The organism is Chlorobium ferrooxidans DSM 13031 (genome assembly GCF_000168715.1).
GTDB lineage: Bacteria > Bacteroidota > Chlorobiia > Chlorobiales > Chlorobiaceae > Chlorobium > Chlorobium ferrooxidans.
The window spans coordinates 61,211-78,482 of sequence record NZ_AASE01000006.1 but is presented as its reverse complement, the minus strand read 5'-3'; the positions used below and the strand labels follow the sequence as shown (position 1 = coordinate 78,482).

Below are 17,272 nucleotides of genomic sequence, written 5' to 3'. Positions count from 1 at the left end.
TCAGTCAACCATCTCCTGCGGACTCTTTTTATAAAATTGTTCTGCAAATTCAAAATGCTTTTTGAGCTCGGTGGCAAATTCAACGGTCTCTTCGAGCATCAGGAGATGACCGAGTTCACTGAATTTTGTCAGTCGGGTTGGTGCTGCTGACTCTACCTTGCGCTTTTCATAGAGCGTCAGGGTCCCTTCCGGAGGAATGGTGTGATCGGCCATGCCGACACAGCAGAGTACCGGTGAGGCGATCTCAAGGACATGGCGGGTATAGGCTCTGAGTGCTTCGGGGTCGATGGAGAACTTTCCGACAGCATTGGTCGCCTCCTTGTCGGACTGTGTGAAATCCTCAATAATGATGTTCTGGTACTCCTCGCTTATCTCTTTGGTTGCCGCCCGTTTGATAAAGAGGCTTCTGAGCGGGTCAACAAGGAAGATGTTGCGGAAATTCATGGAGAAATCGATGAGCCCGCCAAGAAAAAAGAGTCCGAGAGAGGTGAATGCGGTCTCTTCGAAAATACCGCATGCGATAATAGTGGCTGAAAGCAGTGCATCACGGAATCGGATACAGAGTTCTGTTGCGACCATCCCCCCCATTGAGTGGCCTACAATATGGAGGTTTCTTGATTTATCCAGCCCGAGATGCTCAATGAGTCCGGCAGCCTCATCGGTAAAACCCTCGATGGTAAAGGTTGGTTGATAGCCTTTGATGACGGTTTTGCCTGTACCGCTCTGGTCATAGGTAATGCAGCGGTAGTATGGCGAGAGTTGCTCAACCAGCGGCTTCCAGTAGCGGGAGGAGATTGCCCACCCGTTTACAAAAATCACGGCAGGATAGGTCAGTTTTGATGGATCGGACTCTGCTGTGTCTTCATAGTAAAGGCGGCAGCGTTCAGACGCTAAATAACTCATGGGATCGCATTGTGCTTTTTAATCGAAACAAACCCTAATATAATAACAATAATACCTTTTCTTCACTCTTCACTCTCGATGGCGGTATGCGGCCCGGTTGCTACTTTCAGGCTCAATGAGTACATTACACCGCCTGAAACCCGGGCTCTGTTTTATCAAAGATCATCATCTATATGGATAACTCCCTCGGCGGCTCGGTTGCTTTTCTTATCGATTTTATCCTGCATATCGATCTGCATCTCAAGCTTCTTGCCGCTCAATACGGCATCTGGCTCTATGCCATTCTTTTTGTCATTATTTTCTGTGAAACAGGACTGGTTGTTACCCCTTTTCTTCCGGGTGACTCGCTGCTCTTTGCTGCCGGTTCCCTTGCGGCAATTCCCGGCTCATCGCTTGATCCTCATCTGCTTTTTCTGGTCTTTTTTGTTGCTGCGGTGCTCGGCGATACGCTGAATTACGCTATCGGCCACAAACTCGGGCCGAAAGTGTTCAACTATAAGAGGTCCCGTTTTTTCAACCCCGAACATCTTATCCGTACCAATGACTTTTTTGACCGGTACGGGGGCAAGACGATTATCATCGCCCGTTTTATTCCCATTATCAGAACGTTTGCTCCTTTCGTTGCCGGCATCGGCACCATGACCTACAGCCGGTTCATCCTTTTTAATATTACCGGTGCACTGCTCTGGGTTGCTCTTTTCAGTTACAGCGGCTATTATTTCGGACAGCTTCCCTTTGTTCAGGAGAACTTCAAGCTCCTGATTCTTGCCATTATTGCCATCTCTGTTCTGCCGCCGGTTATTGAATATCTGAAGCACCGGTTTGCCAGACGGAAGAGCCGCGATTAATGGGTGCCCGATAATAAAGAGCGGCTTCCGGATGTTAACGGAATGTTGATAACTTGTGGGCGGGTTACCCGGTGTCTCATGGAGTACGACGGTCAGGAGCGCTGTTCCGGTGAGGCTCTGAGTCGTTAAATCTATACGGTTATTATAGTTATATCTTTTCTTCTTGTCGATGGGGATGTCTCCTGACTGACAGCCCAGACTTCGGGTTTTCTCTTCTTTATCTACAGGAATGTGGACAAAATCCGGAACCTGTGCTGCCGGGCGCTTCTGCAGCTCTTGTAACAGGGCCAGAAACCTGAAAAAAAGATTATATTAATCGTCAGATTTTTTTATAATTACTGCCTCATCTTTCGTTTCGGCGTATAGCGCAGCCTGGTAGCGCACTTCCTTGGGGTGGAAGGGGTCGTGGGTTCGAATCCCGCTACGCCGACTCTCTTACCCGAATTCATTTTTGATTTCTCCTTTTTTCTTTTCAGCGAATAACCGGAGATGATTATGGATTTCGAATGCTCGTTTTCTCCTGAGATCAAAGATCTCGTTTCCCGCCCGGCACTGACCATCAGAACCCGAACAAAAGTGAGCGGCATTACCCCCCTTTTCCAGGAGGGATATGGTGAAATTGCCCGATTCCTCAAAGAGCGAGGCACGCATCCGGCAGGCCCTCCCTTCGCACTTTACTTCAATATGGATATGGATGATCTCGAGGTGGAGTTCGGATTTCCCGTTGAAGCACCACTTGAGGGATCAGGCCGCATTATCGCTTCATCCACCCCTTCCGGCAAAGCGGTCACGACGCTCTATATCGGCCCCTATAACGAGGTTGAACCGGCCTATGACTCGCTTATGAAATGGTGTACCGACAATATGCTTACTCCCACCGGCAGAGCCTGTGAGGTCTATCTCAACGATCCATCCGTGACTCCCGAGGAGCTGCTGAAGACAGAGATATCGCTGCTGCTGGCGGAGTAGTTCGGGCAATACATAAAGGTTAGAACTTCATAAGGCGTTCCCCGGTTTATCCTTTACGACAGGAGTGATAAACCGAAGGGAGAGCTATGGAACTGAAGGATCTGAATGTTGTTGTGATAGGAGCCGGAATCGGCGGTCTTGCCGCGGGAGCCCTGCTTGCTGACAAAGGCGCTCTTGTGACTGTTCTTGAAGCACAGGAGTATCCCGGCGGGTGCGCTGCTACGTTCTCACGCAACGGCTACCGCTTCGATGCCGGTGCGACGATAGGCTGCGGCTTTCATCCGGGCGGACCGATGGAGTTGCTCGGTCGAGAGCTTGGAATTGTCTGGCCGGCATCTCAGGAACCGGTTGCCTGGCAGTACCGCCATAAGGCGCTTCACCTTGATCTGACCCGGGACCGGCGTGAAATAATGGAGCGCTTTCCCCGCTCCGCAGCCTTCTGGGCTGAACAGGCCGGGCTTTCAAAACTCCTCTGGACTCTCGCAAAAGGGGGGCTCTCCTGGCCTCCGAAAGCTCCCCGTGATTTTGCGCGTCTTGCCTCCAAAGCTGTCGGGGGACTTCCGGGGACACTGCATCTTCTGAAATATGCTTCACGTACGGCTTTCGACTGGCTTAAATCGCACAGCCTCGACACCGATCCTGATTTCGTCCGATTCATTGACTCCCAGCTTCTGATCTCCGTGCAGACCACATCAAGGCATGCCAATGCCATTAACGCCGCCATAGCGCTTGACCTGCCGGTTTCCGGCACCTATGCTCTCAAAGGAGGTATCGGCACGGTTGCCGAACTTCTTGCCGCCTCTATTGTGAAGAACGGCGGTGCGGTGCTCTATGGAAAAAAGGTTGATCGGATCGACTCGGTACGCAGGCAGGTGTTCGGTCTTGAAACTTCGGACGGGAGTGCCCTTGCAGCAGATGTTGTGCTGGTAAACCTCACTCCGGCATCTCTTTCGAAGCTTTCAGAAGAGGCGATTGATCTGCCGGTGCTCAACAGCGAAAGCCGCGAGTGGAGTGCATTTGTGCTCTATCTCGGCATGGAGCCTGAGCTTTTCACTACGCTGCCGACCAATCATATCCAGATCATCGGAGAGGGAGAAGAGCTTGCTGAAGGCAACTCCATTTTTGTTTCAGCCTCGCCGCCGGATGATCCCGGCCGGGCACCCGAAGGGCTCTGTGCGGTAACCGTCTCCACTCATACCCGGCCGGAGCAGTGGTTTGAGGCCAAAAAAAGGGGAGGAGAGGCTTACATGGAGCTGAAGAGTCTCTATACCCGGCGCGTGCTTGATCTCTTTTCGGAACAGTTTCCTGCTGCCCGTGAAGCGGTCCGGAGTATGAGTGCGGCAACACCGGTCAGCTGGGAGCGCTATACCGGAAGGGTAATGGGGTGTGTCGGCGGATATCCCCAGATCTCGCTTTTCCGGGTGCGCGGGCCCCGCACACGGTTTGATAACCTCTTACTTGTCGGTGATTCCATCTTTCCGGGCCAGTCGCTGCCCGGTGTGGTGACCGGTGCCCGAAGAGCCGTGGAACTTGTTTCCAGGCAGGCGGCTAAAATCAGGATGTGAGGTTGAAGAGGGGAGATAAAGGACTATATTTCCTTCCATGGACACCCTTGCGAAACTACAGATTCTTTCAGGCGCGGCGCGTTATGATGCTTCGTGTGCTTCCAGCGGGAGCAGACGCGAGGGAGCGCCTCCGGGAGGTACCGGAAATACCTCCCAGAGCGGCATATGCCACTCCTGGTCGGATGACGGCCGCTGCATATCGCTCCTGAAGCTGCTACTCTCCAACGATTGCCGCTACGACTGTGCTTACTGCGTGAACCGCGTTTCCAATCAGGTTCCGCGAGCCTCCTTCACGGCAAGGGATGTGGTTGATCTGACGCTTGAGTTCTACCGGCGCAACTATATTGAAGGGCTTTTTTTAAGCTCTGCGGTGATGCAGAGTCCCGACCAGACGATGGAGCGCATGGTCAGGGTTGCCGAAACCCTGCGCATCGAAGAGCGGTTCGGCGGTTATATCCACATGAAAATTATTCCCGGATGCAGCAGCGAACTGGTGCGCAGAGCGGGGCTCTATGCCGACCGGATCAGCGTGAACATCGAGCTTCCCTCACAGGCTTCCCTGCAGCGGCTTGCACCACAGAAAGAGAAGGCCGCCATACTGGAGCCCATGGCGCTCATCGGGAGGGAGATTCAGGAGAGCCTGGTCGAGCGTAAAAAAATCCGGAGTGCTCCCCGATTCGCGCCTGCGGGACAGAGTACCCAGATGATTATCGGGGCGAGCCCTGAAACCGATTTCCAGATTCTGCGCCTCTCACAGGGGCTCTACAAAAAAATGAACCTCAAGCGGGTCTACTACTCGGCCTATGTGCCGGTCAGTGATGACAACCGGCTCCCCGTGCTTGCTGCGCCGCCCCTGCTTCGGGAGCACCGGCTCTATCAGGCTGACTGGCTTCTGCGCTTCTACGGCTTCTCGGCTGAAGAGATCCTCTCGGACGATGCACCCCATCTTGATGAATCGTTCGATCCCAAAACTGCATGGGCATTGCGCCATCCGGAGTTTTTTCCGGTTGAGATCAATCGTGCCGACTACGCCACCCTGCTTCGTGTTCCGGGCATAGGGGTTACCTCGGCCAAACGGATTGTTGCCGCCCGTCGCTTTTCGCTTATTACCCCAGAAGGGATGAAAAAGATCGGGGTGGTGATGAAGCGGGCCAAATATTTCATAACCTGTTCCGGCAGGCCGTTTGAAAAAACCGATCGTCAACCGGCACTTATCCGCCAGCAGTTGCTGCTTGGAGAGGGCAGTGACCTCATGTCTCCCCGTCAACTGGTACTTCCGGGTCTCTATGTTTAATTAATGAAATGATGAAACCTCTATTTATTGTCGTGAGCGGTTTGAGTGCGAGGCGGACGGAGCGCAGAAACCGGAATGTACACCTGGTACATGAGGATTTCGAGCACCGACTAACGAAGCAATCGAGTCGCGGAATAAATAAAGAGAGGTTTCTATGAAACGATATATCTGTGACGGCACCTCCGACGGACTCCTCTCCGCCATTGCCTCGATTCTTGAAGAGGAGCCGAAGCCTGAAGAGGTTACGCTCTCGGCGCGTGAGGATACCCTGTTTGAAGAGGGGTTGTTTATTGCTACCGATACGGTGCGGGCAGAAGATCTCTTCTCCCGTTTAAAAGAGAGGGCACCCGATGCTGCGCATACAATCTATTTTTTAATGCTTGCCGAAAAGGAGGGGATGGAGAACAGCCTTCTGCACTACATTGAGCAGGCCTTCATGCATGGCGACAAGGTAAACGGCTACCTCACCCATCCGGCGGTGCGCGATATCGTTACGGTCTCCCGCAAAGCGGCAAGGGAGCTGCACCGCATGAAGGGACTTCTTCGTTTTGAGAAGCTCCGTGACGGCGCCTATCTTGCCCAGATGGAGCCTGATCACAACATTATTCAGCCCCTTGCCTACCACTTCAGCCGCAGACTCAGGGCACAACACTGGTTTCTCTACGACCGGAAACGCCGCACCGCCGCAAGCTGGAACCAGGGATCGCTCCGCTTCGGTACCATCGAGCAGTTCACCGCCCCGGCGCTTTCGGATGATGAAAAAAAGATACAGGCGATGTGGCAGGCCTTCTTCAAAACCATAGCTATCCCCGACCGCAAGAACCCCCGCCTCCAGAAATCCAACATGCCGATGAAGTACTGGAAGTACCTCACCGAGAAGCAGGGGGAGTGAGCGAGTTGTGTAATAAATAACTGCGCTACAGTTATATTACATGAATCGTTTGCGGAAAATGTCGATACATGTTTCTCATGTAATCCGTTTGCCACGTGGTCATGAACAGCGAACCTCTCCTTCCAATACACGGTGGTTACCGCAATCTGAAAAGTTTTCAGAAACCCAACTCTTTCCCATATGACCCTTTCCGACACAGCTGAAAAGGCAGTTGCCGCTTATGGCGGGCGCGAGTTCTGGCAGAATGCCGGAACACTGGAGGTTGAGGTTAGTGCCAAAGGGCTTGCCTTTATACTGAAACGGCGGCCTTTTTTCAATCATGCCAGAATGGTGCTTGACGTTCACCGGCCCTACTCCACCTTGATCCCGATTGGTCTTGACCCCGCGATCACGGGTGTTCTTGACGGTCCGGATGTCCGGCTTGAAAATGAAGATGGAGAGGTCATTGTAGAGCGGAGAAAAGCGCGGGACTATTTCAAAGTCGGTCGGAGGCTCTTTTATTGGGATGACCTTGATATGAGCTATTTCGCCAACTACGCTTCATGGAATTACTTTACCCTGCCGGCGCTGCTGATGCGGGAAGATATCAACTGGCGGGAGGTTGAGCCGGGCTTGCTGGAGGCTCGCTTTCCTGACAAGATTCCCACCCACAGCCGGGTGCAGCGCTTCAGGTTTGATCGCAAGACAGGCCTTCTGATTCAGCACGACTATACCGCCCAGATCATCAGCCCGCTTGCCGCTGCATCCAATGTTGTGCTCCATCATGCAAAAAACAGTGCAGGTATTCTCTATCCTTCAGTCAGACGGGTAACCCCGACGGGGCCGAACGGGATGCCTCTCGGCGGACCGGTACTCATTCACCTCGATATTCATGATTACAGGGTGAACGGCAGGGAGCGGTGAGACTTTGGCGTGAGCGCCGGTTTTATTTTTCGGCGATGAGAAATATCCGGTAAAAAAGCAGGTCGATCAGACCGTCAGGCTCAACCTGCCGCTCAAAGGAGTCCCTGAGACCATTCAGAAAGGCATCTTTAAACCATTCAGGCAGCGGAGTGTTATAGTATGCAGGGTTGAGGTAGCTTGCCTTTGCGCCGGAGCTGAAGACATCAAAGACCTTTTCGGGCGTATAGCGGTTGCGGCTCTCTTCAAGGGAGCACTGTGTTACCCTGAAACCTGCTTTACGGAAAAGGGCCGAGTACTCCTCTCCTGATTCAAGCATGAACCAGGGTGGGCGGAATGCTGAAAACACTTTTGCGATTTCAGGGTTTGTACAGCACTCACCGATTGCCTTGAGGAAGAGCGGACAGTAGTTTTTCTTTGCAGGAGCCTGTATGCCGATTCTGCCATTCGGGCGCAAAGCTGAAAACGCATTTTCGAGGAAAAGGTCGGGCGTTCTGAACCACTGAAATACCGAGTTGCAGAAGATGAGATCAAACTCCTTTCGGAAGTTGATCTCAGTAGCGCTCATCACCTTAAAGCTGATCCTTGGGTCAGCATATACCTTTGAGGCTTCGCGGATCATCCCTTCGGAGGGGTCGATTCCGGTTACGGTTCCCGTGGTTTGTTTTGAGAGTTCCGCAGTCAGATTGCCGGTGCCGCAGCCGACATCGAGGATATCGGCATTGCCGGGAATTTCGAGCAGCTCCATCAATCGCCCGCCTGCCGAGGCCTGTACAAGGGATGTCTGGCGGTATTTGAATGCAATGTCGGAAAAGTTGGCCATCGATAGTTTGTTGCCTTGAGAAGTCCCTTTTCAAGGTAAATAAATGATCCTGAAAAATTATTGGAAGAAAACGGTTTTTCGTAGAGTACGATGAGTATTGGTGATGAATCGGTATTTTATCAGGAAGATGCTACCGAAGGCAGACCCATTATTTCAGCAACCATATAAAGCAGCCCGATGACAAAATATTTCATGCTCTTTTTCTTTTTGACAACCTTTTCCATGTCGGCATTTGCCGGGGAGAGTGCGGTTGATGCTGCTCTGCCTGCCGGTTCCATTAAAGCACGCTTCAGCAAAATCCGCAACACCAAAGGCGAGCTGATTGTCTCGCTCTTCAATAAAAAAGAGGGGTTTCCTGTGAAATCAGCCAAAGCGTTTGCCAAAAAGAGCCTGCAGGCAAACGACCCGAATGGTGAAGTGGTTTTCGAGAACGTTCCTTATGGAAGCTATGCCCTCAGCGTTTTTCACGATGAAAACAGTAACGGCAAAGTGGATTCGGTCTTTCTTATCAGCATACCCAAAGAGGGTGTCGGGTGCTCGAATAATCCGAAAAGCCGTTTCGGCCCGCCCTCCTTTAACGATGCGAAGTTTACGCTCGACAGCCGGGAGGTTGTACTCAACATTGACCTGAAATATTTGTAAACAGAGTTGCTCCTAAACTGGCAACTTGATATTAGAAGAAGAGTATGGCCATTCTTGCAATTGACCAGGGAACCACAGGAACCACCTGTATTCTCTATAATCATGAAGGTGAGCCGGTTGCCAGAGCCTATCGGGAGTTCAGTCAGATCTACCCCCATGAAGGGTGGGTGGAGCATGATCCGGAGGAGATCTGGCAGAGTGTGGTCAGCGGTGTGCGGGAGCTGAAAGCCGGTAGTGATGTTCCCGTTACGGCCATCGGTATAACCAATCAGCGTGAAACTACCATTGTATGGGACAGGGTAACCGGCCGGCCGGTCTATAACGCCATTGTCTGGCAGTGCCGCAGGACAAGCGAGCTGTGCCGGAATTATGAGGCTGAGCGGGAGATGATTACCGCCAAAACCGGCTTGCCGCTTGATGCCTATTTCAGTGCAACCAAAATTCGCTGGATTCTTGATCACTGCCCGCATTCCGACCTTGACACTCTGCTTTTCGGAACCGTCGATACATGGCTGCTCTGGAAGCTTACCGGCGGCAGGGTGCATGCAACTGATTTCACCAATGCCTCCCGAACACTGCTTTACAATATTCGGAAAAAGCAGTGGGACACGGAGCTGCTTGATCTGTTTGGTATTCCTCACTCACTTCTGCCGGAGGTAAAGAACTCCATGGATGATTTCGGCAGGGTGACCGCCCTTGAGGAACTCAATGATATTGCGATTGCCGCAGTAGCCGGTGACCAGCAGGCAGCCCTTTTCGGTCAGTGCTGCTTTCAGCCCGGTTCCATTAAAAACACCTATGGTACCGGCTGTTTTATGGTTATGAACACGGGTGATACCTTTATCAGGTCAGAGCACGGTCTTTTGACAACCCTCGTGCTTGGAGCTGATGGAAAGCCCTGTTATGCTCTCGAAGGATCGGTTTTTATTGGCGGTGCAGTGATTCAGTGGCTGCGGGATGAGTTGCAACTGCTTCGGGATGCCGGGGAGTCCGAAGCCATGGCAAGGGATGCCGGGGATAATGGCGGAGTCTATATTGTCCCTGCATTTGTCGGTCTTGGCGCACCGCACTGGCAGATGGAGGCGCGGGGAACAATTGCGGGGCTGACAAGAGGCTCCAACAGGAACCATATTGTCCGTGCGGCTCTTGAATCGATTGCCTATCAATCATATGATGTGTTCAGGGCCATGGTAGCCGATAGCGGGTTTTCTCCGGAGGCGTTGATGGTTGATGGCGGGGCGGTGAGCAATGGCTTTCTGATGCAGTTTCAGGCAGATCTTCTCGATGTGCCGATTCTTGTTCCGGCAAATGCTGAATCAACTTCACTCGGGGCGGCATACCTGGCAGGCTTGCAGAGCGGAGTGTGGCGTTCAGGCGATGAGCTGGTGAAGCTGCATCAGGCTGCACGTACCTATGTGCCGGATATGGCACCTCAAGAGAGATGTCAGCTTCTCAGCGGGTGGCAGAGAGCAGTGCGTCAGACTCTGACGCTGTAGAGGTTCAGGAATATTGGCGATTTAAACTTTAACGTCTACCAGACATGTCCCATGCAATCGAACATGAGAGCGGCACCCCGGAAGTGGTAACCTGCCCGATGTGCGGTAACGCTTTTACCTGTGCACGAGCCTCCACCTGCTGGTGCAGTACAAGGAAGGTTCCGGCTGAAGTGCGGGAGTATCTTGCTGAACGATACGAGAGATGCGTCTGCAGCAACTGTCTTGACCGGCTGACAGAGAAAGCGAATGCGGGTGAAAAGCTTTAGTGCACTTTTTGTGCATTCATGCAAACTTTCAGCACCTTTTTCTGCTTGGTGTAGCGTGAGGTTTCAGTTTATAATAATGCAATGGAGTTTTAACCCAGGGAGGAGAGTGATGAAGCGTGTTATAGCATCTGCACTGGCCGGCATGTTGAGTGTTTCCGCGTTTTCCTGTGGAGTTCTTGCCGCCGAAAGGCCTTCTGTTGAAAAAGGAAGGGAGTTGTTCAATTCCGTTACGCTTGCGGGTGCAACTTCCGGTAAAAGCTGTACTCCTGCCATCCGAAAGGGTCGGGGCTCGAAAAGGGCTGGAAACACCCCAATCTTTCCGGGCAGATCAACACCTGTATTGCCGGCCCGCTGCAGGGCACAAAACTTGATGTGAATTCAGTTGCTATGCACTCCCTGATCCTGTACATTAGGTCATTGAAACAGTAACCGCAAAACAGTGCCATGCAAAAGGAAACCATTACCATACTCGGGTGCGGCTGGCTCGGGCTGCCGCTTGCCAAAGCGCTTATCAAGGAGGGCTACGCCGTCAAGGGGTCAACCAGAAGAGAGGAGAACCTTGAACAGCTTCGCGATGCAGGCATCGAACCCTATCTCGTGGAGGTTGACCGGGAGGTGAATGGTGAGGAGATTGCCGATTTTCTGCAGAGTGATATTCTCGTCATCAACATTCCGCCCGAGCGTCGTGATGATATTATTGAGTATCATATCGCGCAGTTTTCCTCACTGATAGACGCGCTCGGCCAGTCGCAGGTTCGCTCGGTGCTCTTTGTCAGTTCCACCTCCGTCTATGCTTCGCTCAACCGGGAGGTTACCGAAGAGGATGCCGGAACTCCGGAGAGCCTTGCCGGAGAGGCTTTGCTTCTTGTTGAGGAGATGCTGATGCAGGAGAGGGGGTTTCAGACCACGGTTGTTCGTTTTGGCGGTCTTGTCGGCTACGACCGCAGTCCGGAAAAGTATCTTGGCGGCATGAAAGAGATTTCGAATCCCGATCAGCCGATGAACCTCATTCATCAGGACGATTGCGTGAAGATCATCTCGGAGATCATCCGTCTGCAGCAGTGGGGAGAGGTGTTCAACGCCTGCTCTCCGGTTCATCCTTCAAGAAAGGAGTACTACAGCAAAGCGGCGGCTGTTTCGGGAATTACACTGCCTCCAGTCGGGGCTTCTGATGAACCGGCCCCATTCAAGCTGGTCAACAGTGACAAGCTGGTGAATGCACTGCAATACACCTTTATGCATCCGGATCTGCCGGTATAAACAGCACAATGCAGATTGTGAACGTGCAGTGAAAAATTGCGGAAAAAAATTCTGTTATTGCTTATTTTACTTGCTGTGATGGTTTGATGCACCGTTCAGGTGCCGTCGTTCTTATTTCTTGTTGCCCAGGGAAAAAAGAACTCAAAACCATCAATATCCTTTGTGATACATAAGAGAGAGTAAAGGCAGGTGTTCTCATGACATCAATCCAATATCTGGAAAAGCAAATCAAACAACTTACGCCCACTGAACGGCAGGAGTTTCGCGAGTGGTTCCTCGAATGGGATGCCAACGAATGGGATCGCCAGATTGAACAGGATGCTCAGGCGGGAAAGCTTGACGCTTTTGCTGCCGAAGCCCTGGCTGAGTACAATGCGGGTATTTCAAGAAAGTAAAAAACGGTCTCTATCGAAGTGTTCGCATCGGCAAGCAATTCAGAGCGTTAGGTATTCCGGTTCCTGAAGGTGTTCAATGGTTTTGGATCGGGAGTCATGCTGATTATGACCGATTGCTTGGCTGATCAGGAGCTATAATTTTGAGATGTTGTCCGTGTTGTCCCTGTAGTCCTTTAAGTCCCTGAATTCACAGGATGAATTCAAGATCGCGCCCTTCGGCTTCTGTCTCTTCGACAAACTGTATGAGGGTGTCGAGAAAGGCAATAAATTTCGCGGCGTCAATATTCCGCATATAGGCTACCCCTATGGGCTGATCCTGCCATCCGAGCAGGATCGTTTCATTTTTTTCGGGGTTGATTTCTGCTCTGCACTCCCCGATTATCCGCTTCATTTCGTTCAGGCTGCTGTTGTGCAGAAAGGATTCATCCCAACTGTCAAGCCCGTTTCCGCTTTCCGAAAAGAAGGGAAGAGCGTTCAGCGCTTCGGCAGCAGTGTAGTGAAAAAAAGCCGCATAGTCGTGTGCTCCGATCTCCAATGAACTGTAGGCTTTGTAGGATGTATCCTCAAGGCGGACCCGGTTTATGGTACCGGTCCGGTAGATGGAAAGTTCACGGTGTTGCGGATTGCTGTCGTCAAGAAGGATGTATTGAACATTCATGGCTTGTCAGGGATTGAGCGAACCTTTTACCGGCCGTCAGAGTTTTCTCTCTTTATGGAATTGGTTTTAACTCGCGATCTTTATATAATTATTTAATACACAGATTTTTACCCTCTCCATGCAGGGAGATGATGAGAAAGGGTACCCATAATAATTTTACCGATACATACATAATGGAAGGAAATTTTTCAAATAGAGTTCAGGATGTTATCCGTCTCAGCCGGGAGGAAGCCCTCCGGTTAGGACATGATTATATCGGTACCGAACATCTTCTTCTTGGTCTCATACGCGAAGGAGAAGGTATAGGAGCCAGAATACTGAAGAATCTCAAGATAGATCTTTTCAGCCTCAAGCAGAAAATTGAGGAGAGTACGCATCCGAAAGTTCCGGCGACCCTTATGGGGAACGTGCCTTTGACCAAGCAGGCGGAGAAGGTGCTTAAAATCACCTACCTTGAAGCCAAAATTTTCAAGTCGAATATTATCGGCACGGAGCATCTGCTTCTCTCCATTCTTAAAGGGGATGATAACATTGCTGCCCAGATTCTTGAACAGTTTGGCGTGACCTACGATCTTGTCAAGGATGAGCTTATGAATATCTCAAGCAGTTCGGGTGATTCGGATGAGCCGCCGATGGAGGGCGCCTTCTCTTCAGGAAGCGGTGAACGTCAGCAAAAAAAGCCGGAACAGCGTAAAGGGGAGCGAACGAAGACCCCGGTTCTCGACAATTTCGGCCGTGATATCACCCGGCTCGCGCTTGATGACAAGCTGGATCCCATTATCGGCCGTGAAAAGGAGATAGAGCGTGTTGCCCAGGTTCTGAGCCGTCGCAAAAAGAACAACCCTGTGCTGATCGGTGAGCCTGGTGTCGGCAAGACGGCTATTGCCGAAGGCCTGGCCCTCAAGATTGTGCAGCGCAAGGTATCAAGGGTTCTCTATGACAAGCGTGTTGTTGCGCTTGATCTTGCAGCGCTTGTTGCCGGCACGAAATACAGAGGGCAGTTTGAAGAGAGAATGAAGGCTCTCATGAACGAACTTGAGCGTTCACGCGATGTGATTCTCTTTATTGATGAGCTGCACACCATTATCGGTGCAGGCGGTGCTTCGGGTTCGCTTGATGCGAGCAATATTTTCAAGCCGGCTCTTGCCCGCGGTGAATTGCAGTGTATCGGAGCAACCACGCTTGACGAGTACCGGCAGTATATCGAAAAAGACGGTGCGCTTGACCGGAGGTTTCAGAAGATCATGGTTGAGCCGACCTCTGTTGATGAGACCATCCAGATTCTCAACAACATCAAGTCGAAATATGAGTCACACCACCATGTAAACTATTCGGGGGATGCGATTGAGAAGGCGGTCAAGCTTTCCGAGCGCTATATCACCGATCGTTTTCTGCCTGACAAGGCAATTGATGTGATGGATGAGGCCGGAGCCCGTGTTCATCTGAGCAATATTCACGTTCCTGTTGAGATTCTTGAGCTTGAGAAATCCATTGAGGAGATCAAGACCGAAAAAAATCAGGTTGTGAAGATGCAGAACTTCGAGGAGGCCGCACGGCTTCGCGACAAGGAGAAGAACCTGCTTGAGTCGCTTGACCGGGCCAAACAGGAGTGGGAGGAGAGGGCTTCAGAAAGTGTGTACGATGTTACCGAAGCTGATATCACCTCCGTTATTGCTATGATGACCGGTATTCCTGTGGATCGGGTAGCTCAATCCGAGTCCAAGAAACTGCTCTCCATGGAGGCGGATCTTACCAAAGAGGTGATAGGGCAGGATGAGGCGATCAAAAAGATCACCAAGGCCATTCAGCGTACCCGTGCCGGACTTAAAGATCCTTCCCGTCCGATCGGCTCCTTTATTTTTCTCGGTCCTACCGGTGTCGGCAAGACCGAGCTTGCCAAGGCACTGACCCGCTATATCTTCGATACCGAGGATGCCATGATCAGGGCTGATATGAGTGAGTACATGGAGAAGTTCTCGGTCAGCAGGCTTGTTGGTGCACCTCCCGGATATGTCGGTTATGAAGAGGGGGGGCAGCTTACTGAAAAGGTTCGTCGCAAGCCATACTCTGTAGTGCTCATTGATGAGATCGAGAAAGCGCATCCCGATGTGTTCAACATCCTGCTTCAGGTGCTCGATGAGGGTGTTCTGACCGACGGACTTGGCCGGAAAGTGGATTTCCGCAATACCATCATCATCATGACCTCCAATATCGGAGCCAAGGATATCAAGAGTTTTGGAGCCGGAGCAGGTATGGGCTTTACTGCACCTGATGATTCAACAGGAAGTTACAAGGCGATGAAGTCCACCATTGAGGACGCCCTCAAACGGGTCTTCAATCCCGAGTTTCTGAACCGTATTGATGATATTGTCGTTTTTCACCCGCTCGAAAAGCAGCATATCTTCAAGATCATCGATATCACTGCCGGCAAGCTCTTCAAGCGGATTCGCGAGATGGGTATCGAGGTGGAGATTGATGAGAAAGCCAAGGAGTTTCTTGTTGACAAGGGTTATGACCAGAAGTATGGTGCCCGGCCGCTCAAACGGGCGCTGCAGAAATATGTTGAAGACCCGCTTGCCGAGGAGATGCTTAAAGGGCGGTTTACGGAGGGCAGTACCATCAGGATCTCGTTTGACGAGAAGGAGAATGAACTGCGGTTTCTTGATGGCGCGGCACCTGCAAAAAAAGCAAAGCGTGAAAAAGAGGCCTGAGAAGCAAAAATAGCTTGATTGTCATGCATGAAAAAACCCCCGGGGCCCGGGGGTTTTTTTATGGCTACATCTGCGGTGCTGCCGGGTGGTCTTTGACCGCGGCAAGAGAGCGTTGAAGAAGCTCTTCAGGCAGGGGATAGTCGCTGAGTTTGCCGGAGAGGAAAGCCTCATATCCCTGGAGGTCCATCAGACCGTGGCCGGACCAGTTCATAAGAATCACCTTCTCTTTACCCTCCTCTTTTGCCTTTTTGGCTTCGCGTATGGTCTGCGCGATGGCATGTGATGTTTCCGGTGCAGGGATGAACCCTTCGGTATGGGCGAAGAGCAGTGCGGCCTCATAACACTCCGTCTGGCCGATTGATGTGGCATCGATCAGTCCGAGCTGTTTGACATGGCTGACCAGCGGGGCCATGCCATGGTATCGCAATCCGCCGGCATGAATGGCAGGAGGAATAAACCCGTGGCCAAGGCTGTGCATGGGTAGTAACGGGGTCATTTTTGCGACATCACCCGAGTCATAGATATAGGGCCCTCTGGTGAGTGTAGGGCATGCTTCCGGTTCTGTAGCAATGATCTGGACCTCTTTTCCATGGATCTTGTCGCAGATAAAGGGGAAGCTGATACCGGCAAAATTTGATCCACCTCCGGCACATCCGATGACGATATCCGGGTAGAGGTTCACCTTCTCAAGCTGTTTGCGTGCTTCAAGGCCGATAATGGTCTGGTGCAGCATGACATGGTTCAGCACGCTGCCGAGAGCATAGCGGGTATCGTCACGCTCCACAGCCTGTTCGATTGCCTCGCTGATGGCAATGGCAAGACTGCCGGGGGTGTCAGGCATTTCAGAGAGTATCTTTCGCCCTATCGCAGTCTGGTTGCTTGGACTGGCAATGCAGTCCGCTCCCCAGGTTCGCATCATGATTTTGCGGAAGGGCTTCTGGTCGAAGCTTATTCTGACCATGAAGACCTTGCAGTCGATACCGATGAGTTTGCAGCTCATGGCAAGCGCGCTTCCCCACTGGCCGGCTCCGGTTTCCGTGATAAGATGTTTGATGCCGAACTGTTTGTTGTACCATGCCTGGGCTACAGCCGTGTTCGGTTTGTGGCTTCCTGCCGGAGAGACCCCTTCGTTTTTATAGTAGATCTTTGCCGGAGTCCCGAGTGCGGCTTCCAGCCGTTTTGCCCGGTAGAGCGGCGAAGGGCGCCAGAGCTTCAGGATGGATTGCACCTCATCGGGGATGTCAATCCAGCGTTCAGTGCTCACCTCCTGCTCAATCAGGTTCATGGGGAAAACTTTTGCCAAAGCATCCGGTCCTATCGGGGTGCCGTCAGGACCAAGTGGCGGAGGGAGCGGTGAAGGGAGATCTGCCTGAATATTGTACCACTGTCGGGGCATTTCATCTTCGGTCAGCAGGATCTTCGTGGGTTCAGAACTCATGATTACTCTGAATTTAGGGTGAAGTAGTACTGCAAGGGTGAGTGTAAAGGATAGCGAGGGTCATACCATAAAACCGGGAAACGGTTTCCTGAATGCATTACATGGCAGTTGAACTGCTGCAAGAGTGCCGAAGGCGGGAATCGAACCCGCACGTCCATTGCTGAACACGGGATTTTAAGTCCCGGGCGTCTACCAGTTCCGCCACTTCGGCC

General features: G+C 51.8%; 16 protein-coding genes and 2 tRNA genes. 13 read left to right on the top strand and 5 right to left on the bottom strand.

Annotation, left to right across the window (positions count from 1 at the left end; translation table 11 throughout):
• Positions 1-903, bottom strand: a complete 903-nt coding sequence (locus CFERDRAFT_RS04860; protein ID WP_006366105.1) for an alpha/beta fold hydrolase — start codon at positions 901-903, stop codon at positions 1-3.
• A 173-nt stretch (positions 904-1,076) separates the two neighbouring features.
• Here CFERDRAFT_RS04860 and CFERDRAFT_RS04855 point away from each other — a divergent pair, with 173 nt between their 5' ends.
• The 7 genes from CFERDRAFT_RS04855 to CFERDRAFT_RS04825 all read left to right on the top strand — a co-directional run bounded on the left by CFERDRAFT_RS04855 (position 1,077) and on the right by CFERDRAFT_RS04825 (position 7,374).
• On the top strand, positions 1,077-1,751 hold the full coding sequence (locus CFERDRAFT_RS04855; protein WP_006366104.1) for a DedA family protein: 675 nt from the start codon (positions 1,077-1,079) through the stop codon (positions 1,749-1,751).
• Between the two features lie 356 nt (positions 1,752-2,107).
• Positions 2,108-2,181: transfer RNA gene (locus CFERDRAFT_RS04850), tRNA-Pro, on the top strand.
• Between the two features lie 65 nt (positions 2,182-2,246).
• Positions 2,247-2,720 carry a GyrI-like domain-containing protein gene (locus CFERDRAFT_RS04845; RefSeq protein ID WP_006366103.1) on the top strand — a complete coding sequence of 158 codons (474 nt, stop codon included), beginning with the start codon at positions 2,247-2,249 and terminating at the stop codon, positions 2,718-2,720.
• 86 nt (positions 2,721-2,806) lie between these two features.
• A complete protein-coding gene (locus tag CFERDRAFT_RS04840; protein WP_006366102.1) occupies positions 2,807-4,285 on the top strand; it encodes a phytoene desaturase family protein in 1,479 nt (492 codons plus the stop codon).
• Positions 4,286-4,322: 37 nt separating this feature from the next.
• Positions 4,323-5,579, top strand: coding sequence for a putative DNA modification/repair radical SAM protein (locus CFERDRAFT_RS04835; protein ID WP_006366101.1), 1,257 nt, complete (start codon positions 4,323-4,325; stop codon positions 5,577-5,579).
• Positions 5,580-5,733: 154 nt separating this feature from the next.
• On the top strand, positions 5,734-6,471 hold the full coding sequence (locus CFERDRAFT_RS04830) for a TIGR03915 family putative DNA repair protein (RefSeq protein ID WP_006366100.1): 738 nt from the start codon (positions 5,734-5,736) through the stop codon (positions 6,469-6,471).
• 180 nt (positions 6,472-6,651) lie between these two features.
• Complete coding sequence (locus CFERDRAFT_RS04825) at positions 6,652-7,374, top strand: hypothetical protein (RefSeq protein ID WP_006366099.1); 723 nt, start codon at positions 6,652-6,654, stop codon at positions 7,372-7,374.
• A gap of 22 nt (positions 7,375-7,396) precedes the next feature.
• Here the strand turns inward: CFERDRAFT_RS04825 and CFERDRAFT_RS04820 are convergent, their stop codons facing one another.
• Positions 7,397-8,194: a class I SAM-dependent methyltransferase gene (locus CFERDRAFT_RS04820; protein WP_006366098.1), complete on the bottom strand. Its 798-nt coding sequence runs from the start codon at positions 8,192-8,194 to the stop codon at positions 7,397-7,399.
• A gap of 177 nt (positions 8,195-8,371) precedes the next feature.
• Here CFERDRAFT_RS04820 and CFERDRAFT_RS04815 point away from each other — a divergent pair, with 177 nt between their 5' ends.
• From CFERDRAFT_RS04815 to CFERDRAFT_RS04790, 5 genes are all read left to right on the top strand, one after another.
• Complete coding sequence (locus CFERDRAFT_RS04815; RefSeq protein ID WP_006366097.1) at positions 8,372-8,836, top strand: DUF2141 domain-containing protein; 465 nt, start codon at positions 8,372-8,374, stop codon at positions 8,834-8,836.
• 44 nt (positions 8,837-8,880) lie between these two features.
• Positions 8,881-10,332, top strand: a complete 1,452-nt coding sequence (glpK, locus tag CFERDRAFT_RS04810) for a glycerol kinase GlpK (RefSeq protein WP_006366095.1) — start codon at positions 8,881-8,883, stop codon at positions 10,330-10,332.
• A gap of 44 nt (positions 10,333-10,376) precedes the next feature.
• On the top strand, positions 10,377-10,598 hold the full coding sequence (locus tag CFERDRAFT_RS04805) for a cysteine-rich CWC family protein (protein WP_006366093.1): 222 nt from the start codon (positions 10,377-10,379) through the stop codon (positions 10,596-10,598).
• Positions 10,599-11,042: 444 nt separating this feature from the next.
• The gene (locus CFERDRAFT_RS04795; protein WP_006366091.1) at positions 11,043-11,858 is read left to right on the top strand and encodes an SDR family oxidoreductase; all 816 of its coding nucleotides are present in this window, start codon (positions 11,043-11,045) and stop codon (positions 11,856-11,858) included.
• A gap of 197 nt (positions 11,859-12,055) precedes the next feature.
• Positions 12,056-12,253 carry a hypothetical protein gene (locus tag CFERDRAFT_RS04790; RefSeq protein WP_006366090.1) on the top strand — a complete coding sequence of 66 codons (198 nt, stop codon included), beginning with the start codon at positions 12,056-12,058 and terminating at the stop codon, positions 12,251-12,253.
• A gap of 187 nt (positions 12,254-12,440) precedes the next feature.
• Here CFERDRAFT_RS04790 and CFERDRAFT_RS04785 read toward each other — a convergent pair whose 3' ends face one another.
• Entirely contained in the window at positions 12,441-12,911 is a 471-nt protein-coding gene (locus CFERDRAFT_RS04785) for a hypothetical protein (protein WP_006366089.1), read from the bottom strand.
• A 173-nt stretch (positions 12,912-13,084) separates the two neighbouring features.
• Here CFERDRAFT_RS04785 and CFERDRAFT_RS04780 point away from each other — a divergent pair, with 173 nt between their 5' ends.
• Entirely contained in the window at positions 13,085-15,622 is a 2,538-nt protein-coding gene (locus CFERDRAFT_RS04780) for an ATP-dependent Clp protease ATP-binding subunit (RefSeq protein WP_040433213.1), read from the top strand.
• 64 nt (positions 15,623-15,686) lie between these two features.
• On the opposite strand, the gene CFERDRAFT_RS04775 is transcribed toward CFERDRAFT_RS04780, so the two are convergent.
• Entirely contained in the window at positions 15,687-17,060 is a 1,374-nt protein-coding gene (locus CFERDRAFT_RS04775; RefSeq protein WP_006366087.1) for a TrpB-like pyridoxal phosphate-dependent enzyme, read from the bottom strand.
• A 125-nt stretch (positions 17,061-17,185) separates the two neighbouring features.
• Positions 17,186-17,271 (bottom strand) — tRNA-Leu (locus CFERDRAFT_RS04770).
• Position 17,272 lies beyond the last annotated feature (1 nt).